We start from the raw sequence: 21,722 nt of genomic DNA, 5'->3' as shown, positions 1-21,722 counted from the left end.
CGACCATTGTTGTTTCCTGCTCTCTAGTGGAGGCGGCGCGACGGAAAGTTGGTTGGCCTCTGCAGCAACATAGTCCAAAAGGATGTGTTCTCTTTTTGACCACTCGAGCAGTACCGACCATGTCAGCAACCATCTAACCTTCAACCATCTAACCTTCAACCAACTAACCTTCAACCAACTAACCTTCAACCAACTAACCTTCAACCAACTAACCTTCAACCTTCAACCTTGGCCAAAAGGCCACGCTACGCGAACAGCCGTTTAATTGTAAAAGGTTACTCTATGGTATCATCGTTAAATAACTAAGCCAGACCGGAGGGCACGGACAGCTGCTTGGGTACGGTCATCCGCACAGAGTTTATTCAAGATATTTCGGACATGAGTTTTGACAGTTCCCACAGTGATATATAACCTTTCGGCAATCAGAGCATTGCTGCAACCTTCTACAATCAACCGCAAAACCTCTAATTCCCTTTCCGTTAAAGGATAAGCTTCAATCATTTGATTGTATTCATTGGGAGCAGCATGGATAGCTCTCGTTTCACTAGCTTCAGTAGGCTGAGTTTCTTGGCTTGGTTTGATCTGCTCAAGTACAATCCTGGCAATGGCTGGATCAATCCAAGCATTACCTTCATAGGTCACTTTCAGAGCTTCTACCAATTGATCAAAAGTTATATTTTTCATGCAGTAAGAGTCAGCTCCAGCGGCGAAAGCAGCTAGTACCGCTTCTTCATCATCCTGCAAGGTCAGTACCATAATCTTGGTGGGGAAATCATCCTGTTTAGAATCATCCTGTTTAGCTTGAAACTCTTTGAATTGTCTAGTTAATTCAGTTCCATCCATGTCAGGAAGACCAATATCGACAATCCCGATATCTGGTCTAGATTCCGCGAGTAACTTTAGTCCTTCAGCAGCATTGGCCGCTTCGCCCACCAATTCAATTTCACCGTTTTGTTGGAGGGCTGTTCGCAGACCCATCCGAGTCAGATCATGGTCTTCAATGAGAGCCACACGAATTTTACCCATCATTAACGTCTAGGGGGGTGAGATTTATAGTTTATTGATTTTTAGAGTAAATTTGTAAAGTTTTGGTAAAAATCATCATGATCTCCACCTATTGGTAGTTGTAGATATTTATGACTTTGGGATAGAGTTTCCAAAAGACCAGATTTTGGCAACAATCACTTAAAGTTAGCTGGAATGAAAGCATTTGTCAAAAGCTATTACAGTATCACATATAAAGTTATTGAGAAATTACAGGGGGTAGTTACTTATTATAATCTTTACAATTTATTTATGAGTATAAGGGGTGAGTCGTGCCAAAAGTACTTGTCAGAGGGGTTGGCACGATTTTCCATTCCAACAGTTAGAGGAGATTCTCAACAGGATTGACATGGGATGGGCTTATTGAGTAACTAAGGTAGCCTCACCAGCACGAAATGACCAATTCCGATAAATCCTACTCTTTCTGCTCATCTGCTGATCGTCCCACCCTTCCTGAGCCAACAGCAGGATATAATAGGGGGTAAAACCCCCTAAAAAATCTATCTCAGGGAGTTTGTTTCTCAGGAAATACCACTGGAAAATTAGCATGGGTTGATTGCGTTCGCGTAGCTTGGCCAACGGCCAATCCGATTGGTTGATTCCCTAGATGGGTGAGATTACTAATCAAGGGAGTTTTTCGACAAGTATACTCATGCCTACTCATCAATTTGGCAAATGTTTCGGTGATACTACACAACCATGGGATTTCCTCTACCTAGTCAGATTGGTATTTTTACTGAAGCTCTCTGACTAGTACCGAGGTAAGGTAGAAGCCTACAATCAGCGATGTGGAGAGATTGTCAAGTCCGTAAGGTTGACTAAATTGGGGCGATACCTAAACTGAACCAATAGAGTATGCTCAATATAATTCATTAGCCTCCTCAGGTGTCGGTTGTCAGTCAAGAACTGCTACTACCCACTATCCACTAATCATTACACCTCTTGCAAAAATATTTTGAGTTAGAATAATAGTTTTGGTAAAAATTATGTAGATTGTGTGTACTAGGCTTATACACAAACAAAGTACAAAGTAAGTTTGTTAGTCTTAAGCGATCGCTAACTCGAAAATTCCCAAACTACTGATTATACCACGAAAAACTTTTGCAAGAGGTCTATTAGCCCATAACCAATGACAAAAGCTCAACCGCTAAATCATGGACGAGATTATCAGACTACTGATCGTAGAGGATGATCAAGTTAACTGCAAAGCCATAATTAAAGCTCTTAACAGAGGGGGTATACCCGTAAAAATAGCTGTTGCAGTTGACAGCAAAAGCGCTAGGTCGATCATCGCATCACGCTGCGCTAACTCTAGCCTTACCCAACCGAGTTTGGACTGCATTCTATTGGACTATCACTTACCGGATGGGGACGGATTGACTCTGGTTAAAGAAATCCGTGATGCTGGCATTGAAGTCCCTGTGATTGTGTTGAGTGACCAAGGGAACGAGCAAATTAATGAGCAAATTGCGGTTGAGCTGATGAAATCTGGAGCATCGGACTATCTGACCAAAAGCCAAATCTCATCAGAAAATCTCTTACGTAGCCTCTCTAATGCAGTTCGCCTCTACCGCGCAGAACGGGAAGCAGCTGTAGCTCATCAGCGGCTCAAAGAAAGCGAAGAACGCTACCGCTTGGTGCTAGAAGGTTCCAATGACGGGATCTGGGACTGGAACCTGATCACTAAACAACTGTATTGTAATGACCGCTTCTATGAACTTACTGGCTTGTCGCCTGAACAGATAGGGAAGTACCACCATAACTTTTCCCCTGATGTGTTATTTAATTTACTAAATTGCTCAGATCTACTCAAAGTTACTAAGGCGGTGGCTAGTTACCAACAAGATTACCTTGAACTGGATGTAGAATTTAACCTACCCTGTGCTTTTGGAGAAGATCGCTACTGTACTGCTCGTGGCAAAGCCCAGTTGAATGATCAAGGAGTACCATTCCGGATGTCTGGTGTAATTACTGATATTACTGAGCAGAAGCGAGCAGAAGAATCCCAGCGATTTCTGGCGGAGGCTTCTGCTGTACTTTCAGCTTCCCTCGATTACCAGACTACATTGGACAACCTAGTGCAGCTGGTAATCCCTCGCTTTGCTGATTGGTGTGCTATTGATGTGGTATCGGGAGTTGATAGCTATGATACTCCCCAGTCTTACCAGCGCCTTGCCGTTGCCCATGTTAACCCAGAGCAAGAGCAGTTGATTTGGGAACTGCACCGTTGCTACCCTGCCCAGGGGGATGAAGACTATGGCAACGGCAAGGTTTTACGTACAGGTTGTACGGATGCCTATTTTGAGGTTTCTGATCAATTCCTAAGTGCTGCTGCTGATGATCCTGACCATCTCAGAATGTTACAGGCACTGAAAATTAAGTGTTACATTTGTGTACCTTTACGAATGGGTTCACAAATCTTGGGCTCAATTTGGTTTGTCAGGAGTGATTCAGGTCGCCGCTACAATGAGATCGATGTCAAGTTTGCTGAGGATTTAGCTAGTCGCGCTGCCCTAGCCACTGAAAATGCGCGGTTATACCGAGAGGCAAACCAGGCGAGTGATGATCTCAGGCAGGTAATTACCATTCTCAATGAACAGCAAAAGCAATTGAGAACCCTACACCAGTTGACTAATCTCCTCAATCAACGGCTGACTAACCTTCCAAATCTGTTGCAAGAGATGGTATCGGAGGTAGTTAAAGCGATTGCTGGGGTTGAATTTTGTTTCATCATTCTCAATAATTCTCTTGGTAACTCTGAAGTCTTAAGGGTTATTGAGGGAATTGATACACAAAAGTTCCAGTGGGAAGACATCTTGCCCCTTGAGCAAGGGTTACTCTCTCAAGTCTTTTTAACTGGAACATCTGAGTTAATTCAGCGCAAGGGTTGGGATTCGCGGCATCCGGAAGAGGAAGTACCTACAGCTATTTACGCTGTGGCGATTGAGTCTGTGCAAGCAGGACCCTTGGGAGTACTAGCTATTGGCAATTGGGAAGACCCAGAGGCATTAGACCAATCAGGTCGGAATCTGCTAGCAGCAGTGGGTGAACAAGCTGCGATCGCAATTGATAATGCTCGCATGATTAATGAACAAGCTGCGATCGCAATTGATAATGCTCGCATGATTAAAGCCTTAGAGGAGCAAGAAGCACGTTTAGAGTGTCAGAACAGTATGCTGGCTCGCCAGAATCGGGAACTGGAAAGGAGAGATGCATCCCTCAAGCTACAGAACCTGCAATTGTTGGAAGCAGCACGGTTGAAATCCCAGTTTGTTTCTACGATATCCCATGAGTTACGAACTCCCATGAATGCCATTATTGGCTTTTCCCAGCTTCTATTGCGTCAGCGTCAGGGCTCCTTGACTCACCAACAAGCAGATATAATGGAGCGCATTGTCAATAATGCTCAACATCTACTGACTCTGATTAAGGATATGATTGACCTGTCCAAAATTGAGGCAGTTTGTCTGGAGTTAACCTTGGAAAGTTTGCATTTGGACAGGTTGATCAAAGAAACCATCAATGAATTCCGTTGTCTAGCCGCTCAGAAGGACTTAGGGTTGTATATCCAAACCAATTTAAAAAATCCGATCGTAATCAATGATAGCCTCCGCCTGCGGCAGATTTTGGTCAATCTGGTTTCCAATGGGATTAAGTTTACCGAAATGGGCAGGGTAGAGGTGGTAGTCAAGGAAATTTCCACCGACTGGCTGATGCTCACTGTTAGGGATACGGGAATTGGAATTGCCGAGAATGACTTAGAGCATATTTTTGAGGAGTTCCAACAAATTGATCAAACTACAACTCGCAAGTACTCGGGTACCGGCTTAGGACTGGCCATTACAGAATCTTTAGTCAAGTTGATGCAAGGAACGATTACGGTAGAGAGTAAGCTGGGTAAGGGGTCTACCTTCCATGTCAAGTTTCCTAGACGAGTAAAAGCTTCTACTGGCGATTGTCATGATTGCGATCTACCACAATCTAAAACCCTAGGTTGTTCGTTTTTGCCCCAGACTCTTCAAGGATTTCGTGCTCGAAGGGTAATTTATTAGGTTGGAGGTTGGAGGTTGGAGGTTGGAGGTTGCAGGTTGCAGGTTGCAGGTTGGAGGTTGCAGGTTGCAGGTTTCAGGTTTCAGTCAGATTATAGCGGTTCTGTTGTGGGATGAGGTAAACCCAAATTTCTTCAATCTCCTCCCCCTATTGCCACTCTCCCCCTAGTAGCGCTGATCCAGATGTAGCTCACTCGTGGAACCGCTATATTTAGAAACGCTATATTTATGGGTACGATCAGGAATATCATCAGCGACTCAACCAAGCGATCGCTTCTCGAATCCAATCTTCCGCATTCTTACTTTTAGCGACCTGAGTATCCTCACTAATAGCATGGAGTGCTTGAGCGATTTCATCATTTTCATATCCCAAAGCTAACAGGGTCATCTCCACATCTTCCTGAATCCCTGGTGAGAGTCCATTAGCAGATAGTGGGGACTCTACCTCCGATACCTTATGCCATTGAGCCAACTTTGTTTTCAGTTCTAGAGCAATGCGTTCAGCAGTTTTGCTACCCACACCAGGGGTTTTGGATAAGGCACGAATATTACCTGTAACAATCGCTTGGACTAAATTTGGCAATCCCAAGGTGTCCAGTAGTGCGATCGCTAATTGAGCACCAATACCGTTGACACTAACTAATTGACGAAACAAATCCCGCTCAGCGGCTGAGGCAAAACCGTATAGCACCTGTTGCTCCTCCCGGATTTGCAAATGGGTGAAGATTTGCACGGTTTTTTCCGATAAAGCTACGGGCAACTCCTGGGACAAACGGCGAGTAATTTGTATTTCATAGCCAATGTAGTTGACATCTAAAATCAGAGTGACCCGATTACCAGTGCTTTTTTGAATGCTAGCTACTGTCCCCTTGAGATAGCTGATCATTAGTTGAAGGTTGAAGATTTAAGGTTGGTTTAAGGTTGGTTTAAGCTTTAAGGTTGAAAGTTGAAAGTTGAAAGTTGAAAGTTGAAAGTTGAATGTTGAAAGTTGAAAGTTGAATGTTGTTCGCGTAGCGTGGCCGAAAGGCCAAGCTTGGTTTAAGGTTGTACTCCACCACGAAAATAGTGAAGGATAGTTGAGAGCATAACTTGCAACTTACCAACCTGCAACTTGTAACTCGATTAACCTACAACTTGTAACTCGATTAACCTACAACTTGTAACTCGATTAACCTACAACTTGTAACTCGATTAACCTACAACTTGTAACTCGATTAACCTGCAACTTGTAACTCGATTAACCTGCAACCTACCAACCTGCAACTTTTAACTCGATTAACCTGCAACCTACTAACCTGCAAGTTGTAACTCGATTAACCTGCAACTTTTAACTATTAACTATTTCTTATTTATTGGCGATCATTACTGACAAAAAAGCTAAAATAACTTAAACCTTCTATTATACCACCTGCACAGTGAGCTTGAGCCAGGTAATGGTAATCTGCTGAGTTGTTTTCGTACCACTTGCGAAGTTCTGGTCGGGCGTTACCCACTATAATTCCTCGGGAAAAGCCAACGCTAAATAAGGCAATGTCATTTCCTGAGTCGCCACAAACCACTGTCCGTTCCGGCTCAATTCCCCACTGTTGCCGTAAAAATTCTACCGCTAGACCTTTATCGCTATTGCTGGGTAGAATGTCTAAGTCTTTCCCACCACTATAGATCAACTTGAAATTAAGACCCCTTCCTTGAAGCTGAGATTCCAGTTGAGGTAGCACCCTCAAAGCTGCTTCTTCCGTCAGGTGATAGCTGACTTTAAAGGGACGTTGTTCTGATTCTACTTGAGGAATTAAGTCAGGATATTGGGCAGCCGTTTCCACAATCATTTCCCGATCCCAGCCTTCAGATAACTTGGACGACCAGTCTGGATTGGGTGTATCTTGGCCATCATTATCATAAATTTCTGTACCCACAGAGGTGATCAGAGCATCTGGATCAAGAAGTGGCTTCTCGGCTTTCAGCTGGTGGTAGGAACTATGGGATCGCCCTGTAGCATAAACGATTCTTGTACCATGTTCTTGGCGATGCTGACTTAGCAGAGGGTTCAGTTTAAGCAGAGCCTCATCATCCCCTACTAGAGTATTGTCAAGGTCAGTTACAAACAGAAATTTAGTCACGAGATGCTAAGAGGTTCGGGTATTGCCTTATTGTCCTACATAAGTTGGGTTAAAACATAGTTGGGTTAAAAATGCGCTTTGGTTAATCGCGCTTTAGCTACAATTGAATTAGCTATATCCCCTGGTAGCAAGCGCAATCCCTATGACGAACGAGAGTTAGACAGTTATGGCTCATCTCAACCAACGCCGCGCTCAAAATATCACTGGTGACTTTTACCAAAAAAATGGGTAATCGCGCCCCGTCCTTCTAGGACGGCTTTTAAGTTGACGCTTATCTAGCGCCAGGTTATAATTAAAATATAGGGTACAGGCTGAAAAACCGTAGGCTGAGCCGGGAGAGAGACCCGTAACTTATCGACCTTAAAGTAGTAATGCCCGGAGGGTAGGGAATCTCCTCCTTAAAAACCCAATCATCAATTAACAGTTGGTGTGTGAACCCAGAAGAATCACACTTTGAAAAAAAAACGGTACGGTGGGGCACACCGGAACCAAACGAAAGGAAGAGAAACAGACTTTTTAAGGCACTTCCAAAGAGTAGTTAAACGCCTAAGGAGAACTGCCCTCTGGGTCTATGGTGAATTAACTAGGAATTTAGTCTTAACGGATTCTCGGTTGAGTATTGTCTTGTTTTTGGCGGCGTCAAAGATGAGAACTCCATGGTTTAAGGCGGCTCGTTGATCTAGGAATCCCCGCGCCTAAAGGCCGGGGAGTGTCAAGTGGATAGCAGCTGTATTGATTGTGATGCCTGCCGTTGGATGACTCCGGAAGTGTTTCATCGTGCTGATCACCAGTCTGCAGTTTATCATCAACCTGCTAATGATACAGAACGCTTGAGAGCTCTTCAAGCCCTATTATCTTGTCCCACCTCTTCTATTGGTACTGTTGAGAAACCTAAAGACATTAAAGACGCTCAGCATAGTTTCCCCATCCCAGTAGCAGAAAATGTCTACCATTGCGGCTACCATTCAGAAAACTCCTACGGTGCTGCTAGCTACCTTATCCAACGCCCCCAAGGCAATATTTTAATCGATTCTCCTTGCTTTACACCACCACTAGTCAAACGTCTAGAGGCAATGGGTGGGATTCGTTACATGTTCCTGACCCATCGGGATGATGTGGCAGATCATCACAAGTACAGACAGCATTTCCAGTGCGAACGCATTTTGCATAGAGATGACATTACCACTGATACCCGTGATGTGGAAATTCAGCTCACTACTTCTAAGCCTTATCCCTTAGACAAGGATCTGTTGATTATCCCCGTTCCTGGTCACACCAAAGGTCACACGGTTCTACTGTACAATAACAAATTTCTCTTCACGGGTGACCATCTTGCTTGGTCTGATCAACTTCAGCAACTGATTGCCTTTCGTCGCTACTGCTTCTACTCCTGGAAGGAATTAATCAAGTCAATGGAGAGGTTAACCAACTACTTGTTCGAGTGGGTATTACCAGGACATGGACGCCGGTATCATACTTATGCTCAGACTATGCAAGATCAGCTGAACCAGTGTCTTGTCTGGATGAAGCATCAAGGATGAAGCATCAAGGATGAAATTAAGTGACCACCTAAAACATTCTCCCTCATCCCTTAGACATCTCCAAAAATTAACCTCAAACCCTTGCACTGCCTGGGTCAAAACCGAGTTTATGGAGATGTCTCTTTGATGACCTGACTTTGGGAAAACATACCCAAGTCTTGGGTTGATCCCTCATTACCATCACATATCAGCCATCCAATCAATCGCTCTAGCTCAACACTTTTGCCAAAAGGTTTTTGATCTCGTCCCCACCTTGGTTTTGAACGAAAGAGAGGACTATCGGTAGAAATTTGGAAATCATCCCACTATCCATGCCTAGTTGAGAAAAACCTGCTGCCAGGGTAGCTAGAGTGCCTAATTGTCCAACGCCACCACCCATTGATGCCGCTAATCCTCCCAAGGCTCCCATCATGCCACCACTTTTTGGTGCTGCTTGGAGCAAATCATTTATTCCTGGAATAGATTGCAGTACTGGGGCAAAACTCTCATCTCCCAGCTTGTCCTTGGCCAGTTGGAAAATAAGTCCAGCTCCGCCTTGGGCTTGATTCTCTTGCACTCCCAGGTTTTCGGTTAACAGTTGAATCAGTTCCATAGATGCTCTCTTATTCGATTGCTATATCGTTGCCGCCTTAATTTAACATCGGATAGCCAAAATAATCATTTATTTACATTTTTTTAACATAGTTATCTATCACTATTTATATTTTATCTTTTTGAACACAATTTATAACATTTATACACAACTAGTAACTTAGAGTAGTAAGTTCCTTTTTGGGCTATAAGCTAGGTGAATTTAAGGGTTAAGGAAATTAACAAAAAATTAATTATTAATCTATAGCAATGGGATCGGATTCGTGAACAGTAACAGGTTTTACTCAGGATTCAGGAACGATCCGACTCAGGGCGATTTTCAAGAAAAAATTGCTAGATTACATTTGTTAGATTACATTTGATTACAGGAAACCGCTGCAATCTTAACTAAATTACTAAAAAATATAAAGTATTGATAATATAAATAAAATATCGCTCTTAAGCTGAATAATTGTTTTCCAAGTTACGTAAAATAAAATCCAGATAAAAGACTTTGACCTATCTGGAGGTTTCTATGGTCAGCTACGCATCACCAATGGGAATGGGAGTTAAGTTAACAGCTAACCCAGGGGATAGGATTGCCACTGAACCCCAAACTATTGAGGAAAAAGCGAAGCAGGTTGCTGTGGATACGATTGATATTACAGGGGATCACATCAAAGTTCCCACTTACTTTGTCGTGAAATACCCTGATGGTGAAACCAAGGCACTACACCATGTGAAGGATGCTGAAGCAATTTCCGATGTGATTCGGCAAATGCAACTGCAGCAAAAAGAGTGGCCTCAAGAATCAGAGGAAGTTAAACATTGGTTAAACTTACCTGGTATGCTTCTGATATTGGCTGGTTTCTTAATCACTTCCATTGTCCTAGTCGGTATTTTCTAGCTACCCTAATCCTGCACGAGTAATCATGGATAATGAGTGATGAATGATCAACCTTAGACTATAGCTAGGGTTTTATCATTCATCCTTCATCGTCGATAATTTCCAGATTAGATCCCATGGCTTCGATTTAGATCCCATGGCTTCCATTTTTAACTCACATCACCATCATTTGAGGCGGTGTTGTGCGCCACAATTGCTCTAAACCAACTGCTGGCATAGTTAGATACAAAAGATCACCAGCGGCTAGGTTAATTTCCAATAAATCCCAGCCATGAATCGTTTGATACTTCGTTTCAAGATACAGTGGCACAAAGTCAGCGGATCTGGCAGCATCTTTAACACGGCGTCCACAGAAGGGATGATCGGTGGTAATCTTAGTGGCTAAGGCAACCCAAAGCGTATCACCAATCATACCATTGCCTAACACTTGTCCACCTAATGCTGCAGCTGCAAAAGAAGGAGTGGCTAATTCTGTGGGAGAGAATACTGCTTCAAATTCAAATACTTGCTGTACCATGTGGGAAAAGTGGGGGTCTTGATTGCGGACAACCACTGACAATTTAGAAGCTAGACTTTTGGCACTTAGAGCAATTTCTAAATTGGCTGTATCATCACTCGTAACTGCTAAAAGGGCTTCTGCTCGTTGGATGTGTGCTGCTGTGAGTGTAGCAGGTAAACTGGCATCTCCGTGAATGACTGCAATACCTAGAGAACGAACAATGTTCAGGAAACGATTGTTGGGGTTACTTTCAATCACCACCAATTCATGGCCTTGGGCATGAAGTTGGTAGAGGATTTGGACTCCTACATTTCCCAGTCCACATACAACATAGTGATTTCTGTAGGGAACTCTCGCCGCATCCCAAAACTGTTTGAGTCGGGTACCTAAAACAAAATCGTTTAGTAGAGCATAGCAAATGCCAATCACACCAGCCCCTACTAACATCATCACAGCAGTAAATACCTTAATAGTGTCCGGGGACTTTTCTGCTACTTCTTCTTGACCACCAGCACCGGTAATCATACCCACAGAAAAATATAGAGCATCAACAATAGAGGTTTCTAAGTTGACACACACATAAGTCAATGTGGCCGTAAAAATTATCAGGAGTAGGAAAAGGGTCACTACTAACATTGGTTGAGCATGATGCTGAAACTGTTGTAAGTTTGTGAAGACTTTCAGCAGTTTCTGTAGCCAGGATTGGCGTTTAGGACGAAACCGAGGCTGAGTACCAATAATTAAGCGATCGCCAGGTTGTAACTGTTTGCCCTGAGCTACTGCGGAAACTAAATCTAAGTTCGAGTCCATCGGTAGGTAGTAGATCAACATTCGTGATCGCTCATCCCACAGGTCACTCAACTGTGTTCCCATCCAAGGGTGGCTTTCGGTGATAATTTCTTCGTGTATCGGCCAGGTTTGATTGTATAGCTTGAGTTGCCCAATGGCTCGATTCCCCATTGCTGCGAAGGCAAATACCGGTGCTGCTAGAGAAGAAACACTCATGCTGACATGATCGGGTAGGGTCTGATCTAAACGAGTACCCAGGCTGGTATTAAACAATCGGTTAACGATCCGAATCCGGGGATTAATCACTCGTGCCTGAGTCAGGATTGCCAGATTGAGAGCATCGTCATTACAGGCCAGAACCAGGGTTTGGGCATGTTCGAGTCCAGCTGCAAGTAGGGTAGAAATAGCCCGCAAGTCTCCAATAATAATATTGTTTTCGTCACCAGGCATTATTCTGTTGCTGATGCCAACAACAGCTACTCCCTGCTGCTTCAGTAAGCGGAATATTTTGTATCCAGTGCGACCCAAGCCACAGATAATGATGCGGGGTTTCATGTGTCAAGCTTGTTGACCGAAATAATTTTTGTCGTTTTGCATCTAGCTAAGTGTTCTTTTACAATTCTTATCCAAGATAGCTCAAAGAAATGTAGCGGAAGACACTGCTGCTAGTTAGAAAGGGTAAAATCTCCCCGCTTAAGCCATTCCGGTAAGCTGCTGACCCTCTAATTTGCCTATTTCAGTAGGGTGATCAGGAGATGGGGCAACGGATGGGTTAACAGATGTAACGGATGGGGGGATAAGGGCATGGGGGTGCCGGAAAGCCTGTAATTTGAATAGGCATTAGTTGAATAGGACTTAGACATTATGATATATTGATTTATTAAGCACAAAATCAATATAGTTCTAAGCTGTCGCGGATTTAAATTGTATAGCTTTGAGTAAGCTCGAAAAACTGATTAACCCTATGCCCTGCTGCTCTGGTTCCCTGCCCCCTTGCCGATTCAATATATAAAATAAAATTAAATATATAGATCTATAAATTAGATGTAGATGCCTCACAGCTGATCACTCCCTCACCCCCTCACCCCCTGATCCCTTCATTTTCAAAGGAACTGGCTACAAATATCTACCAAGGTGTACTAGGAATGGGGCAGCCTCTCAATGGCTGGAAGCGTGTATTGACTTAATAGGGCAACCTCCTGCTCGTATATGAACTCGCTGTAGTCAGCTAGATTGTCCAGCCCCAGAAAGTTGAGGATGATCTCAGCTGCTAGCCAAATCGCTATTCTAACCAATAACTGCCGCCATCGTATTATCATTGCATCAGACCTCCTGACTATAGGTGAGGGAGGTTAGGTTTATGGTTGTGATAATCTGTTCAATTTAGTTATCAGCCTCAATTTTGTCTTTTATGCGACCGAAACCAGCAATTCCGTCCCGGTGCGCTTACAGTCGTCGAATTTAATTTGCCACAGGTCGCACCGCTGCCCGAGATAACTTGACCGTTTACTTCCCCCTACTGCATTTTGCCGAAAAACCTGAGGAAGCTAGTTACAGTGTCAAATACTGATGTGGGTAATTGTGTTGGCAAAATGTAAAATTTATGTTTATGAGCTAGTAGTCTGTCAATTTAGTTTTGAGGGTAATGGTGGGACGATGTTAGGTGGCACGGTGTTAGCTCAAAAGTCTTCATACCTGATCCAAGCGTGCGATCGCGCCCTTCATCCAAGCGTGCTATCATGCCTAAATCCTGCCCGGTGCGCTTACAGTTGTCGAATTAAATTCGCTATTTGTGCGTTTTCCAATGGTCGGGGAACCCGGCCTTTGGTCGCGCCTTCGGGTCGCACCGCTTGGTGAAAGCTTAAATTCAAACTTGACAGGGCACTAGCCGCAATGTTTAGGACTACTGTAGTAGTCCTAAATACGGTTATAAGCTACTTTGGGGCAGATAAACTAGGATTTAGGAAAGAAGCTGAATGGGATATCACGTTATTTACGATGGCGATTGTAATCTTTGTGTCACTCTGGTACAGCTACTAGAAAATCTGGATCAGGGCAAGCTATTTGATTACATACCGATGCAGGATAAAGAAGCTTGCGGCAAATTACAGGTAACACCTCTCGAGTGTGAGATGGGTATGATTTTGATCGATGCTTCTTCTGATGATTGCCGATGGCAAGGAAGTGATGCCGCTGAAGAGATTGGGCGTCTATTGCCATTGGGTAATATCTTTGTATCCGCTTATCGGGCAATGCCTGGGGTGAAGTCGGTAGGCGATCAGGTTTACGAGCAGATTCGGGATAATCGTTACAGTTGGTTTGGTAAGCGTTCTACTACGTATAAATCGGTTTATCCAGTAGGTTGCAAGGCTAATCCCAGTTGAGGCTAGACTAGAGACTCAATCAACTTTTATCAGCTAACAATTAATTATAAACACATAAGCCCCTATTATAAACTGTGGGGATAAGCTTAACCTATAGGAAAGTTCAATGTAATGTATTAGAATATTTATTTTCCTGGACTGATCATCTGATCGTGATGGGTTTTCCATCACGGAGATTGTCCCATAGGAATAGTTACATCAATACCATCAACGGCAATTGAGTGATATTCAGCCATGTCGATCGAAAAACTTAAGCCTGCCGACAAAGGAGCTGTCGGGATTTATGTGCCCTACTACCAGGGTAATAAACGGAATCTTTTACCTATAGCAATTAGCCTCTACCAACAAGGGTCTTTGGAAGGTCGTCGCCACATAGAAGGTGGTGATAGTATTCCCTTCGTTGCTACTTGGTTTGTATCTAATCTTCCTTCGGAATTAACTCGTTGCCGATTACAGTTTGATGGTAACGCGGATCTCAGTTACGAACTTACTATGCAAAATTCTGAGTTTGTGAATTACTTAATCGAAGTGATTATGAACTTTAAGCGATCGCGCATAACGGATTTTTCCAAGGCATTCTACCGCAAACTGCTACGCATTGATGAATAAACAACCAGTTTTCTAGTTATAGGAGTGTAAATAAGGGGTGGCAAAATCCGCTAAGTATTTACTAATTGGGTCAACAGAAGCTTACAGCGGTAAGTCAGCAACGATCCTGGGAATTGCCGATCAACTGCAAGCAAAAGGGATAACGATTGCCTACTGTAAACCACTGGGTACCTTTTTGAGTAGCAATCAAGGGTCAACGATAGAGGAAGATGTCCAGTTTATCACTGAGATACTTAAGTTGCCGGAGAACATGGTGCGATCGCCTTTGCTGTTTATGGATGCTCAAACCATTGAAAAACGCTTGGGAGGACAAGACTCAACAGATTACCGTCAGTCTCTTCAAGACTATCTCCAACCACTAAGTAGTGATGTAATTTTGGTGGAAGGAGCAGGAACCTTGAGTGCGGGGACTCTGTTTAACTTATCATTACCAAAAGTTGCTCAGACAATTGATGCTGCTGTCTTGTTGGTGGCTCGTTTTCACTCGGTTTTACTAGCAGATGCGTTGTTATTTGCTAAGCAACGTCTGGGAGAAAGCTTACTGGGAGTTTTAATTAATGATATTCCCCAAAACAAGCTATCAAGGGTAAAAACAACATTGAAACCGTTTCTGGAACGGCAAGGAATCCCAGTATTGGGAATGATGCCTAGAAATAATCTGTTGCGCAGTGTTAGTGTTCGGGAACTGGTACGTCAGTTGCAAGCTAATGTGCTATGCTGCCCTGACCGTTTGGATTTGATGGTGGAAAACTTGACCATTGGGGCGATGAATGTCAATGCTGCTCTGAAGTATCTACGCAAGGGCGTTAATATGGCGGTGGTGACCGGAGGCGATCGCCCAGACCTTCAGATGGCTGCTCTAGAAACCTCAACCCACTGTTTAATCCTTACCGGTCAAGTTCAGCCTCAATCAGTTATTCTCAGACGTGCTGAAGAGTTTGAAATTCCAGTACTTTCCGTTGATTTAGACACCCTCACTACTGTTGAGATTATTGACAATTCTTTTGGTCAAGTACATCTCCATGAAGCAATTAAGGTGGAGTGTATGCAACAGATGATGAATGAATATTTCGATATTGAGCAGTTGATAAAGCTCCTTGAATTGAAACCATATAAACCAGATTTATAAATGCATTATTTTAAGGTTGAAAGGTTATAATGTTGTTCGCAATTTGGATTAGATTAGGGGAGGTTGGCAGGTTTTAAACTTGTCAGTTTTTCAGGTTAAAGGTTGTCATTTTTAAGTTTAAAACGTTCAATTTTAACCTTACTCAACAAATTGTAACTCTGTTTAAGGTAACTCTATTAAATTAAATAGGAAACCAATTATGGTTGTTGTTACCATTAATCTTGAAGGTGGTCAGGTTATAATGTTGAAGGTTAAAACGTTCAACGTTCAACGTTCAACTTGCTTGCCTTGTAACTCTTTTCAACTTTCAACTTGCTAAGTTGTAATTCTGTTAACTATGAAACCAGTTATTGTTTTCGGTAGTATCAATATGGATTTGGTAGCCAAAACTCCCCGGTTACCAGTTCCAGGTGAAACACTACAAGGCCATGAATTTTTTACTGCTCCTGGTGGGAAAGGGGCTAATCAAGCTGTGGCGGTGGCACGGTTGGGTATCCCCACTAAAATGGTGGCCCGCATCGGTAGTGATGATTTTGGAACTCAGCTACACCACAGTCTAGGGGTAACGGGTGTTGACACTGATAGCGTTTTGGTTGAGGAGGGGGTCAGTTCTGGGATTGCAGTGATTTCCGTGGATCAGGCTGGGGAGAATACCATTATTTTCTTGGCTGGTGCTAATGGGCATGTTAATGAAACTGATGTGGAACGCCTCAGTAGTTTGTTGCCAGAAGCCGCTGTTTTATTGATGCAGTTGGAGATTCCCATGTCCGTGGTGCTCTTAGCAGCAGCGGCAGCTCAGAAAGTGGGTTGTCCAGTGATTCTTGACCCAGCACCAGCTCAGGAGTTGCCAGAGGAACTGTATGGCATGGTGAATATTATGACACCGAATCAGTTGGAAGCCTCTGTACTAGTGGATTTTCCTGTGGATACCATAGAGTCAGCCAAGAACGCATCGGAAGTACTGTTGCAACGAAGTGTGGATACGGTGATTGTGACCTTAGGAGAGCAGGGGGTTTTCTGTGCCACTGGTTCTGAATCGTTCTTCGTCCCTGCTTTTTCTGTTGATGCTGTGGATACTGTGGCGGCTGGAGATGCGTTTAATGGTGCAATGGCTGTGGCAATAGCCAAAGGGTTACCCTTGCGGCAAGCGGTAGTATGGGGAGCTGCAGCTGGGGCGCTTGCTGTTACTAAGGCTGGGGCTCAGCCCTCTTTGCCTGATCAAGAGACATTCAATGCCTTTCTCACAGAAGTAGGTATTAGGTATTAGGTAATAGCTATGATAGCATGATAGTCTGAGATATTACATATTAGATATTAATTTTTAGATATTAGTGATTGGTAATAGATCATTTACCCGGAGTTGGCTAGTATTGTAAATCCTGATTGTGGATCTAAACATTATTACTAATTAATCCAGTTTGAGCAAATTATTGAGGTTTGGTAGTACGTTTATCTAAAAAATCAGCCCTTAAGCACTCACTACTATACAGTAACATCCTCATAAATTAAGGAGATGGGACAACTAAAATCAATGCTGGTCAAGTGAATTTCGTCTCCTTCTGTGTAGGGATTGAGTTCCCATTTCCCTTGTGGATTGCGCCGGAAGCACTCGATAGTGATCTGTTGAGTATCAATCAAAAGGTATTCTTGTAAGGTTTTGATGCGGCGATAGTTAGCAAATTTGCGACCTCGGTCAAAGGCTTCAGTGGAGGGAGAGAGTACTTCCGCAATCAGACAGGGATGATAAATGACTTTGAGCCGATTGCTGTCTCGTTGATCGCAGGTTACCATGACATCCGGGTAGTGAAAAGGTCCTTTTTCTGATACACCCACTTTGACACTAAAGATAAAAGGACGACACGAACCTCCCCGTAGATGGCTTTTTAAGGCAGTCGCAAGATTCAGAGCAATGGTTCCGTGGGGAATAGTTCCCCCAGTCATAGCATAGACTTCGCCGTCGATGTATTCATAGTTGAGTTCTTGCTTTTCCTCCCAGTCTAGATAAGCTTCGGGAGTCATGTATTCTCCCTGATAAGAAGCAACCATAACCACCTCACTTATTGAGTGATGTCTTTTATGTCCTGTTTTGGAGCTAGTTGAGCTTATTTTCAACTATAGCGCGAAACTACCTCTGACTACAGAGGGATGTTCCTTTGGAAGCGCTACGCGATCGCATTGTCAATTTTGGCAGACACATGATTATACAAAATATTTTTGCTTTCATACCTGCTCGCTTTCGACAGGGCTTTCAGCCTTGCTTTTTCTAAAAACGGGTATTGTAACTGTAAAGGTTGTCCCTTGGTTGAGAGTGCTTTCAACTTCGATTTGACCGTGGTGATTCTCAACTATTGTTTTAGCGATCGCTAAACCTAGCCCTGCTCCTTTTGCTGTATCATAGGGTCTGGCTGGATCAGCTCGATAAAAGCGATCAAAAATATGAGGTAATGCTGATGCACAGATGCCTTGACCGGAATCAGTTACCTTGACTTGAAGCAGGAATTGCAGGTTTCTTGCCCTACGTTTGCTGGGAGGTTCTAACTGTTGTAATTCCACTTGAATAAATGCTTCCCCTGGAGTTTTGGTAGAGGCTGGTGTGTATTGGACAGCGTTATTCACTAGATTGGTAAATAAACGTGCCAATTGATTCCAATCCCCCTCAAGGGTAAAGGCATCTTCGTCCAATGTTGGATTTTGGAACCCTTTACTAGGGCAGGGTGGCAGAAATACCTGATCAGCCCCCATCTCTTCCTCTGTCTGCTCTGTCTCCTTTGTTCCCTCTGTTAACTCTGTGCTCTTTTCCTGATCGGGATTGGGGATTTCAATCAAGTAAAGGGAAATGCGTTTTTCTGTAGCAATCGGCTGTTGCTCCTCGATCACTTCCATCAGCAAAGCATCCAGGTGGACTAATTGCCACTGGGGTTTTACCATACCGCTATCAGCACGAGCCAAAAACAGCAGGTCATTCACCAGTCTTCCTAAGCGCTGGGTTAATCGCTCTATCACTTCGAGTTGGTGCCGTTGCAACTCAGATGCTAAATCGGGATCCCCCAGAGCAACTTGCACGTTAGTCTGAATCGTCGCAATTGGGTTTCTGAGTTCGTGGGAGGCATCAGCAGTGAATTGTTTGAGCCGTTGGTACGACTCCCGTACTGGCTTCATAGCCATACCAGATAGTAACCAACCAATAGCACCAGTAGAGATAATCATCACCACTGTACCTAGAGTCAGATCAAATATCAGTTGGTGGCTGGGTTTGGTGACTTCAAACCATGGGTGGCTAACCCGTAAATAACCCAAGATATAATCCTCGATTTGCACCGGTTGGGTTAACTGTCGCAGGAGATGCTCTGCTGATAAATGAACTGTTGCCCTAGTGGTGTTGGCCTTTAACGGAATAGTTAAGGGTTCAGAGAAGGTTGACCACAGCAAATCCCCCTTCGGACTAAACCACTCCAGGTCAATGTGGTCATCTTCTACCCCATCACTATTGTCTCGAAAACTGGCTTCAATGTTGAATTGGTAGGGACTCTCGCCATCATCCACAGGTTGAATCACCAGTGATCGCTCTACCACTTCTACGACATGTTTGAGGGTGTCATCAACCCGTTCAATCAGGGTGTGGCGGACATAAAGATAGACACCAGTTGCAAATAGTAACAGTAAGACTGCTGTGACCGTAGTATACCACAGAGCAAGGCGTCGGCGAGTAGTTTGAAACATGATAATTTAACAGACATCAAAGATCAACAGGACTTACGCCGCCAAGCCGGTTTATTAAAATAATTACACCGATTCCAGCCTTTGATTTATGAGGTGCCTAAGTCCTGATCAAATCCGGTTGACTAATGATCATATCTAGGATCGGGTCATGGGTAATGGCTACTATCAATTCCAGTAGGATCGGATTGAGCACAACTGAGAAGCGAACCAGTTGCTGCCAGTGTAGAGTAATAACTGAGGTCAAAGCTAAAATTGATATCGTCTCCGGTTAAATCGTTCTTGTTTGTAGAGACTTGGTCTGCAACGTCTCTACACAGAAGGTTTGATTGATTGTTCCTTCTCCGACTTGTCTGCCAAAAGAATGAGCCTTCAAAAAAGCGATCGCAAACCAGCAAAACTATTTCTAAGCTCTCGGGAAGACCTCTTGGAGTCCCTAGTCGAAAATTCTCCCGAGTGTATAGCGGTATTTGACCGGGAATTTCGTTATGTCTATGCTAATCCGGCCTTGTCACAGGCATTTGGGATAGCCCAGTCAGAATTAATCGGCAAAACCCATCATGACCTCCAGATGCCAGAAGACTTTATCCACTTATGGGATAGAGCGATGGAAAAGGTGTTTGCCACAGGTCAAGAAAAGAGGATTGAATTCCAGTGGATCACAGAGAATGGGCGACAGTTTTATCAATCCTGTCTGGTACCAGAGTTGGCCAGTCATGGTTCAGTAGAATTTGTGTTGGGGTATAGCTGTAACATTAGCGATCGCATAACCAATACAGAATTTTCAAGGTCGATTGAGCAACTACAGAATTCTAACCGAGAACTGGAACAGTTTGCTTATGTGGCTTCCCACGATTTACAAGAACCCCTGCGGAAAGTCAAGAGTTTCACAGAATTGCTGGTGGAAGAGTACCAGGGGAAATTGGATGGCGAAGCAGACAAATACATGGCTTACATTGTTGATGGTGTCTTCCGGATGCAGACTCTGATTAAAGATCTGCTCGCCTACTCCCGTTTGGGTAGGTCTGAACTGACCTTTGAACCCACAGATATAGCTGAAGTGCTTGAGCAGGTTCTTGAAAACTTGAGTGTTACCATTAAAGAAAATCATGCTGTCATCACCCATGATCCACTACCAACTATCCCAGCTAATCCTCAACACATGGTGGAATTGTTCCAGAATCTAATCAGTAATGGCATCAAATTCCGTTCCGAGGCAACTCCTGAGATTCACATTGAAGCTCAGTTGCAGGAATCCCAATGGTTAATAGGGGTTCGAGATAATGGTATTGGTATTCCAAGCAAGTATGCTGAACGAATTTTTTCCATATTCCAACGGCTACATGGTAGGAGCAAGTATCCCGGTACCGGGATTGGTTTAGCCATTTGTCAGAAAATTGTCCAGTGTCACGGCGGAAATATTTGGGTCGAATCCGAGTCTGGTGTTGGCTCAAGATTCTATTTTACCCTGCCAATTCATCAGAGTTGGTAGCCAAATATGACTCATGGGTTTGTGGATAAAAAATCAATAATAAACGATATTATAACCAATTTCAAATAACCCAATTTCAAATAACTATGATATGTACAGTAAATTCCCTGAAATTCTGCTAATAGAAGACGATCCTGGAGATATAGAACTCACCAGGAAAGCACTCAACAAAGCGAAACTGGCGATTAACCTCCATGTGGTTATGGATGGTACTCAAGCCCTGGCTTACCTGTACAGAGAGGGGGAGTATGCTGATTCCCAGCAACCTGACTTAATTTTGCTAGACCTAAACCTGCCTGGGATGAATGGACAAGAGATTCTCCAGCATATCAAAGGTGATGATAACCTCAAGCAAATACCCGTTGTGATGCTGACCACTTCAGATGCTCAGGAAGATATTGTAAAAAGCTATGACTTGGGAGCTAACTGTTATCTTAAAAAACCAATTAGCTTAAAAGAATTTGACAAGATTATCGAAGCCCTAGAAGATTTCTGGTTTAGTGTTGTGAAACTACCGCCGCCATAAACTAGCTGGAATTCAAAATTCAAAATTCAAAATTCAAAATTCAAACATGTTTAACTAGTGGTAAAGATGTAGCGGAATTCAAAATTCAAAATTCAAAATTCAAAATTTTTACATGTCTAGGTAGTGGTAAAGATCTAGTGGTTTGGCTACGGTCTGGTCAAGGTAACGGGAGCTAAAATCGCTACTTTTGTACAACTACCCTTCTTCCCTCTCCCCTCTCCCCACAGTCTTCCCCCGATTCCCGATTCCCGATTCCCGATTCCCGATTCCCGATTCCCGATTCCCGATTCCCGATTCCCGATTCCCGATTCCCGATTCCCGATTCCCGATTCCCGATTCCCGATTCCCG

At 43.5% G+C, this 21,722-nt stretch carries 19 protein-coding genes; 10 read left to right on the top strand and 9 right to left on the bottom strand.

Translation table 11 applies throughout. The annotated features are described in order from the left end of the window. Positions 1–82 precede the first annotated feature (82 nt). Positions 83–265, top strand: coding sequence for a hypothetical protein (locus F6K20_RS03530; protein WP_287293729.1), 183 nt, complete (start codon positions 83–85; stop codon positions 263–265). Positions 266–294: 29 nt separating this feature from the next. Here the strand turns inward: F6K20_RS03530 and F6K20_RS03525 are convergent, their stop codons facing one another. Next, a complete protein-coding gene (locus F6K20_RS03525) occupies positions 295–1,026 on the bottom strand; it encodes a response regulator transcription factor (RefSeq protein WP_008191611.1) in 732 nt (243 codons plus the stop codon). 378 nt (positions 1,027–1,404) lie between these two features. Next, positions 1,405–1,623, bottom strand: coding sequence for a hypothetical protein (locus F6K20_RS03520; protein WP_008191613.1), 219 nt, complete (start codon positions 1,621–1,623; stop codon positions 1,405–1,407). 575 nt (positions 1,624–2,198) lie between these two features. On the opposite strand from F6K20_RS03520, the gene F6K20_RS03515 reads away from it, so the two are divergent. Beyond that, positions 2,199–5,096 (top strand): hybrid sensor histidine kinase/response regulator, encoded by a 2,898-nt coding sequence (locus tag F6K20_RS03515; protein ID WP_287293726.1) that lies wholly within the window; start codon positions 2,199–2,201, stop codon positions 5,094–5,096. A gap of 247 nt (positions 5,097–5,343) precedes the next feature. Here the strand turns inward: F6K20_RS03515 and ruvA are convergent, their stop codons facing one another. Together ruvA and F6K20_RS03505 are read right to left on the bottom strand one after the other, a co-directional pair. Next, positions 5,344–5,979 carry a Holliday junction branch migration protein RuvA gene (gene ruvA / locus F6K20_RS03510; protein ID WP_008191617.1) on the bottom strand — a complete coding sequence of 212 codons (636 nt, stop codon included), beginning with the start codon at positions 5,977–5,979 and terminating at the stop codon, positions 5,344–5,346. 463 nt (positions 5,980–6,442) lie between these two features. Next, positions 6,443–7,210, bottom strand: a complete 768-nt coding sequence (locus F6K20_RS03505; protein WP_008191619.1) for a sucrose-phosphate phosphatase — start codon at positions 7,208–7,210, stop codon at positions 6,443–6,445. A 716-nt stretch (positions 7,211–7,926) separates the two neighbouring features. Here F6K20_RS03505 and F6K20_RS03500 point away from each other — a divergent pair. Next, complete coding sequence (locus tag F6K20_RS03500; protein ID WP_044495806.1) at positions 7,927–8,751, top strand: MBL fold metallo-hydrolase; 825 nt, start codon at positions 7,927–7,929, stop codon at positions 8,749–8,751. Positions 8,752–8,959: 208 nt separating this feature from the next. On the opposite strand, the gene F6K20_RS03495 is transcribed toward F6K20_RS03500, so the two are convergent. Beyond that, positions 8,960–9,343, bottom strand: a complete 384-nt coding sequence (locus F6K20_RS03495) for a DUF2780 domain-containing protein (protein WP_008191623.1) — start codon at positions 9,341–9,343, stop codon at positions 8,960–8,962. Between the two features lie 492 nt (positions 9,344–9,835). On the opposite strand from F6K20_RS03495, the gene F6K20_RS39790 reads away from it, so the two are divergent. Next, on the top strand, positions 9,836–10,228 hold the full coding sequence (locus F6K20_RS39790) for a hypothetical protein (protein WP_353736720.1): 393 nt from the start codon (positions 9,836–9,838) through the stop codon (positions 10,226–10,228). 154 nt (positions 10,229–10,382) lie between these two features. Here the strand turns inward: F6K20_RS39790 and F6K20_RS03485 are convergent, their stop codons facing one another. After that, positions 10,383–12,071 (bottom strand): potassium channel family protein, encoded by a 1,689-nt coding sequence (locus F6K20_RS03485; RefSeq protein WP_008191625.1) that lies wholly within the window; start codon positions 12,069–12,071, stop codon positions 10,383–10,385. 1,421 nt (positions 12,072–13,492) lie between these two features. Between F6K20_RS03485 and F6K20_RS03480 the strand changes: the two genes are divergently transcribed. From F6K20_RS03480 to rbsK, 4 genes are all read left to right on the top strand, one after another. Further along, a complete protein-coding gene (locus tag F6K20_RS03480) occupies positions 13,493–13,900 on the top strand; it encodes a thiol-disulfide oxidoreductase DCC family protein (protein ID WP_008191629.1) in 408 nt (135 codons plus the stop codon). 234 nt (positions 13,901–14,134) lie between these two features. Next, positions 14,135–14,509 (top strand): type IV pilus biogenesis protein EbsA, encoded by a 375-nt coding sequence (ebsA, locus tag F6K20_RS03475; protein ID WP_008191631.1) that lies wholly within the window; start codon positions 14,135–14,137, stop codon positions 14,507–14,509. Positions 14,510–14,546: 37 nt separating this feature from the next. Continuing rightward, positions 14,547–15,638, top strand: coding sequence for a phosphotransacetylase family protein (locus F6K20_RS03470; protein ID WP_008191633.1), 1,092 nt, complete (start codon positions 14,547–14,549; stop codon positions 15,636–15,638). 337 nt (positions 15,639–15,975) lie between these two features. Next, a complete protein-coding gene (gene rbsK, locus F6K20_RS03465) occupies positions 15,976–16,905 on the top strand; it encodes a ribokinase (protein WP_008191635.1) in 930 nt (309 codons plus the stop codon). Between the two features lie 215 nt (positions 16,906–17,120). On the opposite strand, the gene F6K20_RS03460 is transcribed toward rbsK, so the two are convergent. The 3 genes from F6K20_RS03460 to F6K20_RS03450 all read right to left on the bottom strand — a co-directional run bounded on the left by F6K20_RS03460 (position 17,121) and on the right by F6K20_RS03450 (position 19,602). Continuing rightward, positions 17,121–17,684: a Uma2 family endonuclease gene (locus tag F6K20_RS03460; RefSeq protein WP_008191638.1), complete on the bottom strand. Its 564-nt coding sequence runs from the start codon at positions 17,682–17,684 to the stop codon at positions 17,121–17,123. A gap of 174 nt (positions 17,685–17,858) precedes the next feature. Further along, the gene (locus tag F6K20_RS03455) at positions 17,859–19,358 is read right to left on the bottom strand and encodes a sensor histidine kinase (protein ID WP_008191640.1); all 1,500 of its coding nucleotides are present in this window, start codon (positions 19,356–19,358) and stop codon (positions 17,859–17,861) included. Between the two features lie 97 nt (positions 19,359–19,455). Beyond that, positions 19,456–19,602, bottom strand: a complete 147-nt coding sequence (locus F6K20_RS03450) for a hypothetical protein (RefSeq protein ID WP_008191642.1) — start codon at positions 19,600–19,602, stop codon at positions 19,456–19,458. A 117-nt stretch (positions 19,603–19,719) separates the two neighbouring features. Here F6K20_RS03450 and F6K20_RS03445 point away from each other — a divergent pair, with 117 nt between their 5' ends. Both F6K20_RS03445 and F6K20_RS03440 read left to right on the top strand, forming a co-directional pair. Next, positions 19,720–20,847 carry a sensor histidine kinase gene (locus F6K20_RS03445; RefSeq protein WP_287248291.1) on the top strand — a complete coding sequence of 376 codons (1,128 nt, stop codon included), beginning with the start codon at positions 19,720–19,722 and terminating at the stop codon, positions 20,845–20,847. 91 nt (positions 20,848–20,938) lie between these two features. Next, positions 20,939–21,373 (top strand): response regulator, encoded by a 435-nt coding sequence (locus F6K20_RS03440; RefSeq protein WP_008191647.1) that lies wholly within the window; start codon positions 20,939–20,941, stop codon positions 21,371–21,373. The last annotated feature ends 349 nt before the right edge of the window (positions 21,374–21,722 follow it).

It is taken from the genome of Moorena sp. SIO2C4, from assembly GCF_010672485.1.
GTDB lineage: Bacteria > Cyanobacteriota > Cyanobacteriia > Cyanobacteriales > Coleofasciculaceae > Moorena > Moorena producens.
The sequence above is the reverse complement of the archived record's forward strand: the minus strand, read 5'-3'. Positions and strand labels throughout refer to the sequence as shown.

Excerpts from the sequence above, each read along its gene's own strand:
- F6K20_RS03460 (WP_008191638.1), bottom strand. The coding sequence starts at position 17,684 with ATGGTTGCTTCTTATCAGGGAGAATACATGACTCCCGAAGCTTATCTA.
- F6K20_RS03455 (WP_008191640.1), bottom strand. The coding sequence starts at position 19,358 with ATGTTTCAAACTACTCGCCGACGCCTTGCTCTGTGGTATACTACGGTC.
- ebsA (WP_008191631.1), top strand. The coding sequence starts at position 14,135 with ATGTCGATCGAAAAACTTAAGCCTGCCGACAAAGGAGCTGTCGGGATT.
- ruvA (WP_008191617.1), bottom strand. The coding sequence starts at position 5,979 with ATGATCAGCTATCTCAAGGGGACAGTAGCTAGCATTCAAAAAAGCACT.
- F6K20_RS03440 (WP_008191647.1), top strand. The coding sequence starts at position 20,939 with ATGTACAGTAAATTCCCTGAAATTCTGCTAATAGAAGACGATCCTGGA.
- F6K20_RS03445 (WP_287248291.1), top strand. The coding sequence starts at position 19,720 with ATGAGCCTTCAAAAAAGCGATCGCAAACCAGCAAAACTATTTCTAAGC.
- F6K20_RS03495 (WP_008191623.1), bottom strand. The coding sequence starts at position 9,343 with ATGGAACTGATTCAACTGTTAACCGAAAACCTGGGAGTGCAAGAGAAT.
- F6K20_RS03485 (WP_008191625.1), bottom strand. The coding sequence starts at position 12,071 with ATGAAACCCCGCATCATTATCTGTGGCTTGGGTCGCACTGGATACAAA.
- F6K20_RS03525 (WP_008191611.1), bottom strand. The coding sequence starts at position 1,026 with ATGGGTAAAATTCGTGTGGCTCTCATTGAAGACCATGATCTGACTCGG.
- F6K20_RS03530 (WP_287293729.1), top strand. The coding sequence starts at position 83 with ATGTGTTCTCTTTTTGACCACTCGAGCAGTACCGACCATGTCAGCAAC.
- rbsK (WP_008191635.1), top strand. The coding sequence starts at position 15,976 with ATGAAACCAGTTATTGTTTTCGGTAGTATCAATATGGATTTGGTAGCC.
- F6K20_RS03480 (WP_008191629.1), top strand. The coding sequence starts at position 13,493 with ATGGGATATCACGTTATTTACGATGGCGATTGTAATCTTTGTGTCACT.
- F6K20_RS03515 (WP_287293726.1), top strand. The coding sequence starts at position 2,199 with ATGGACGAGATTATCAGACTACTGATCGTAGAGGATGATCAAGTTAAC.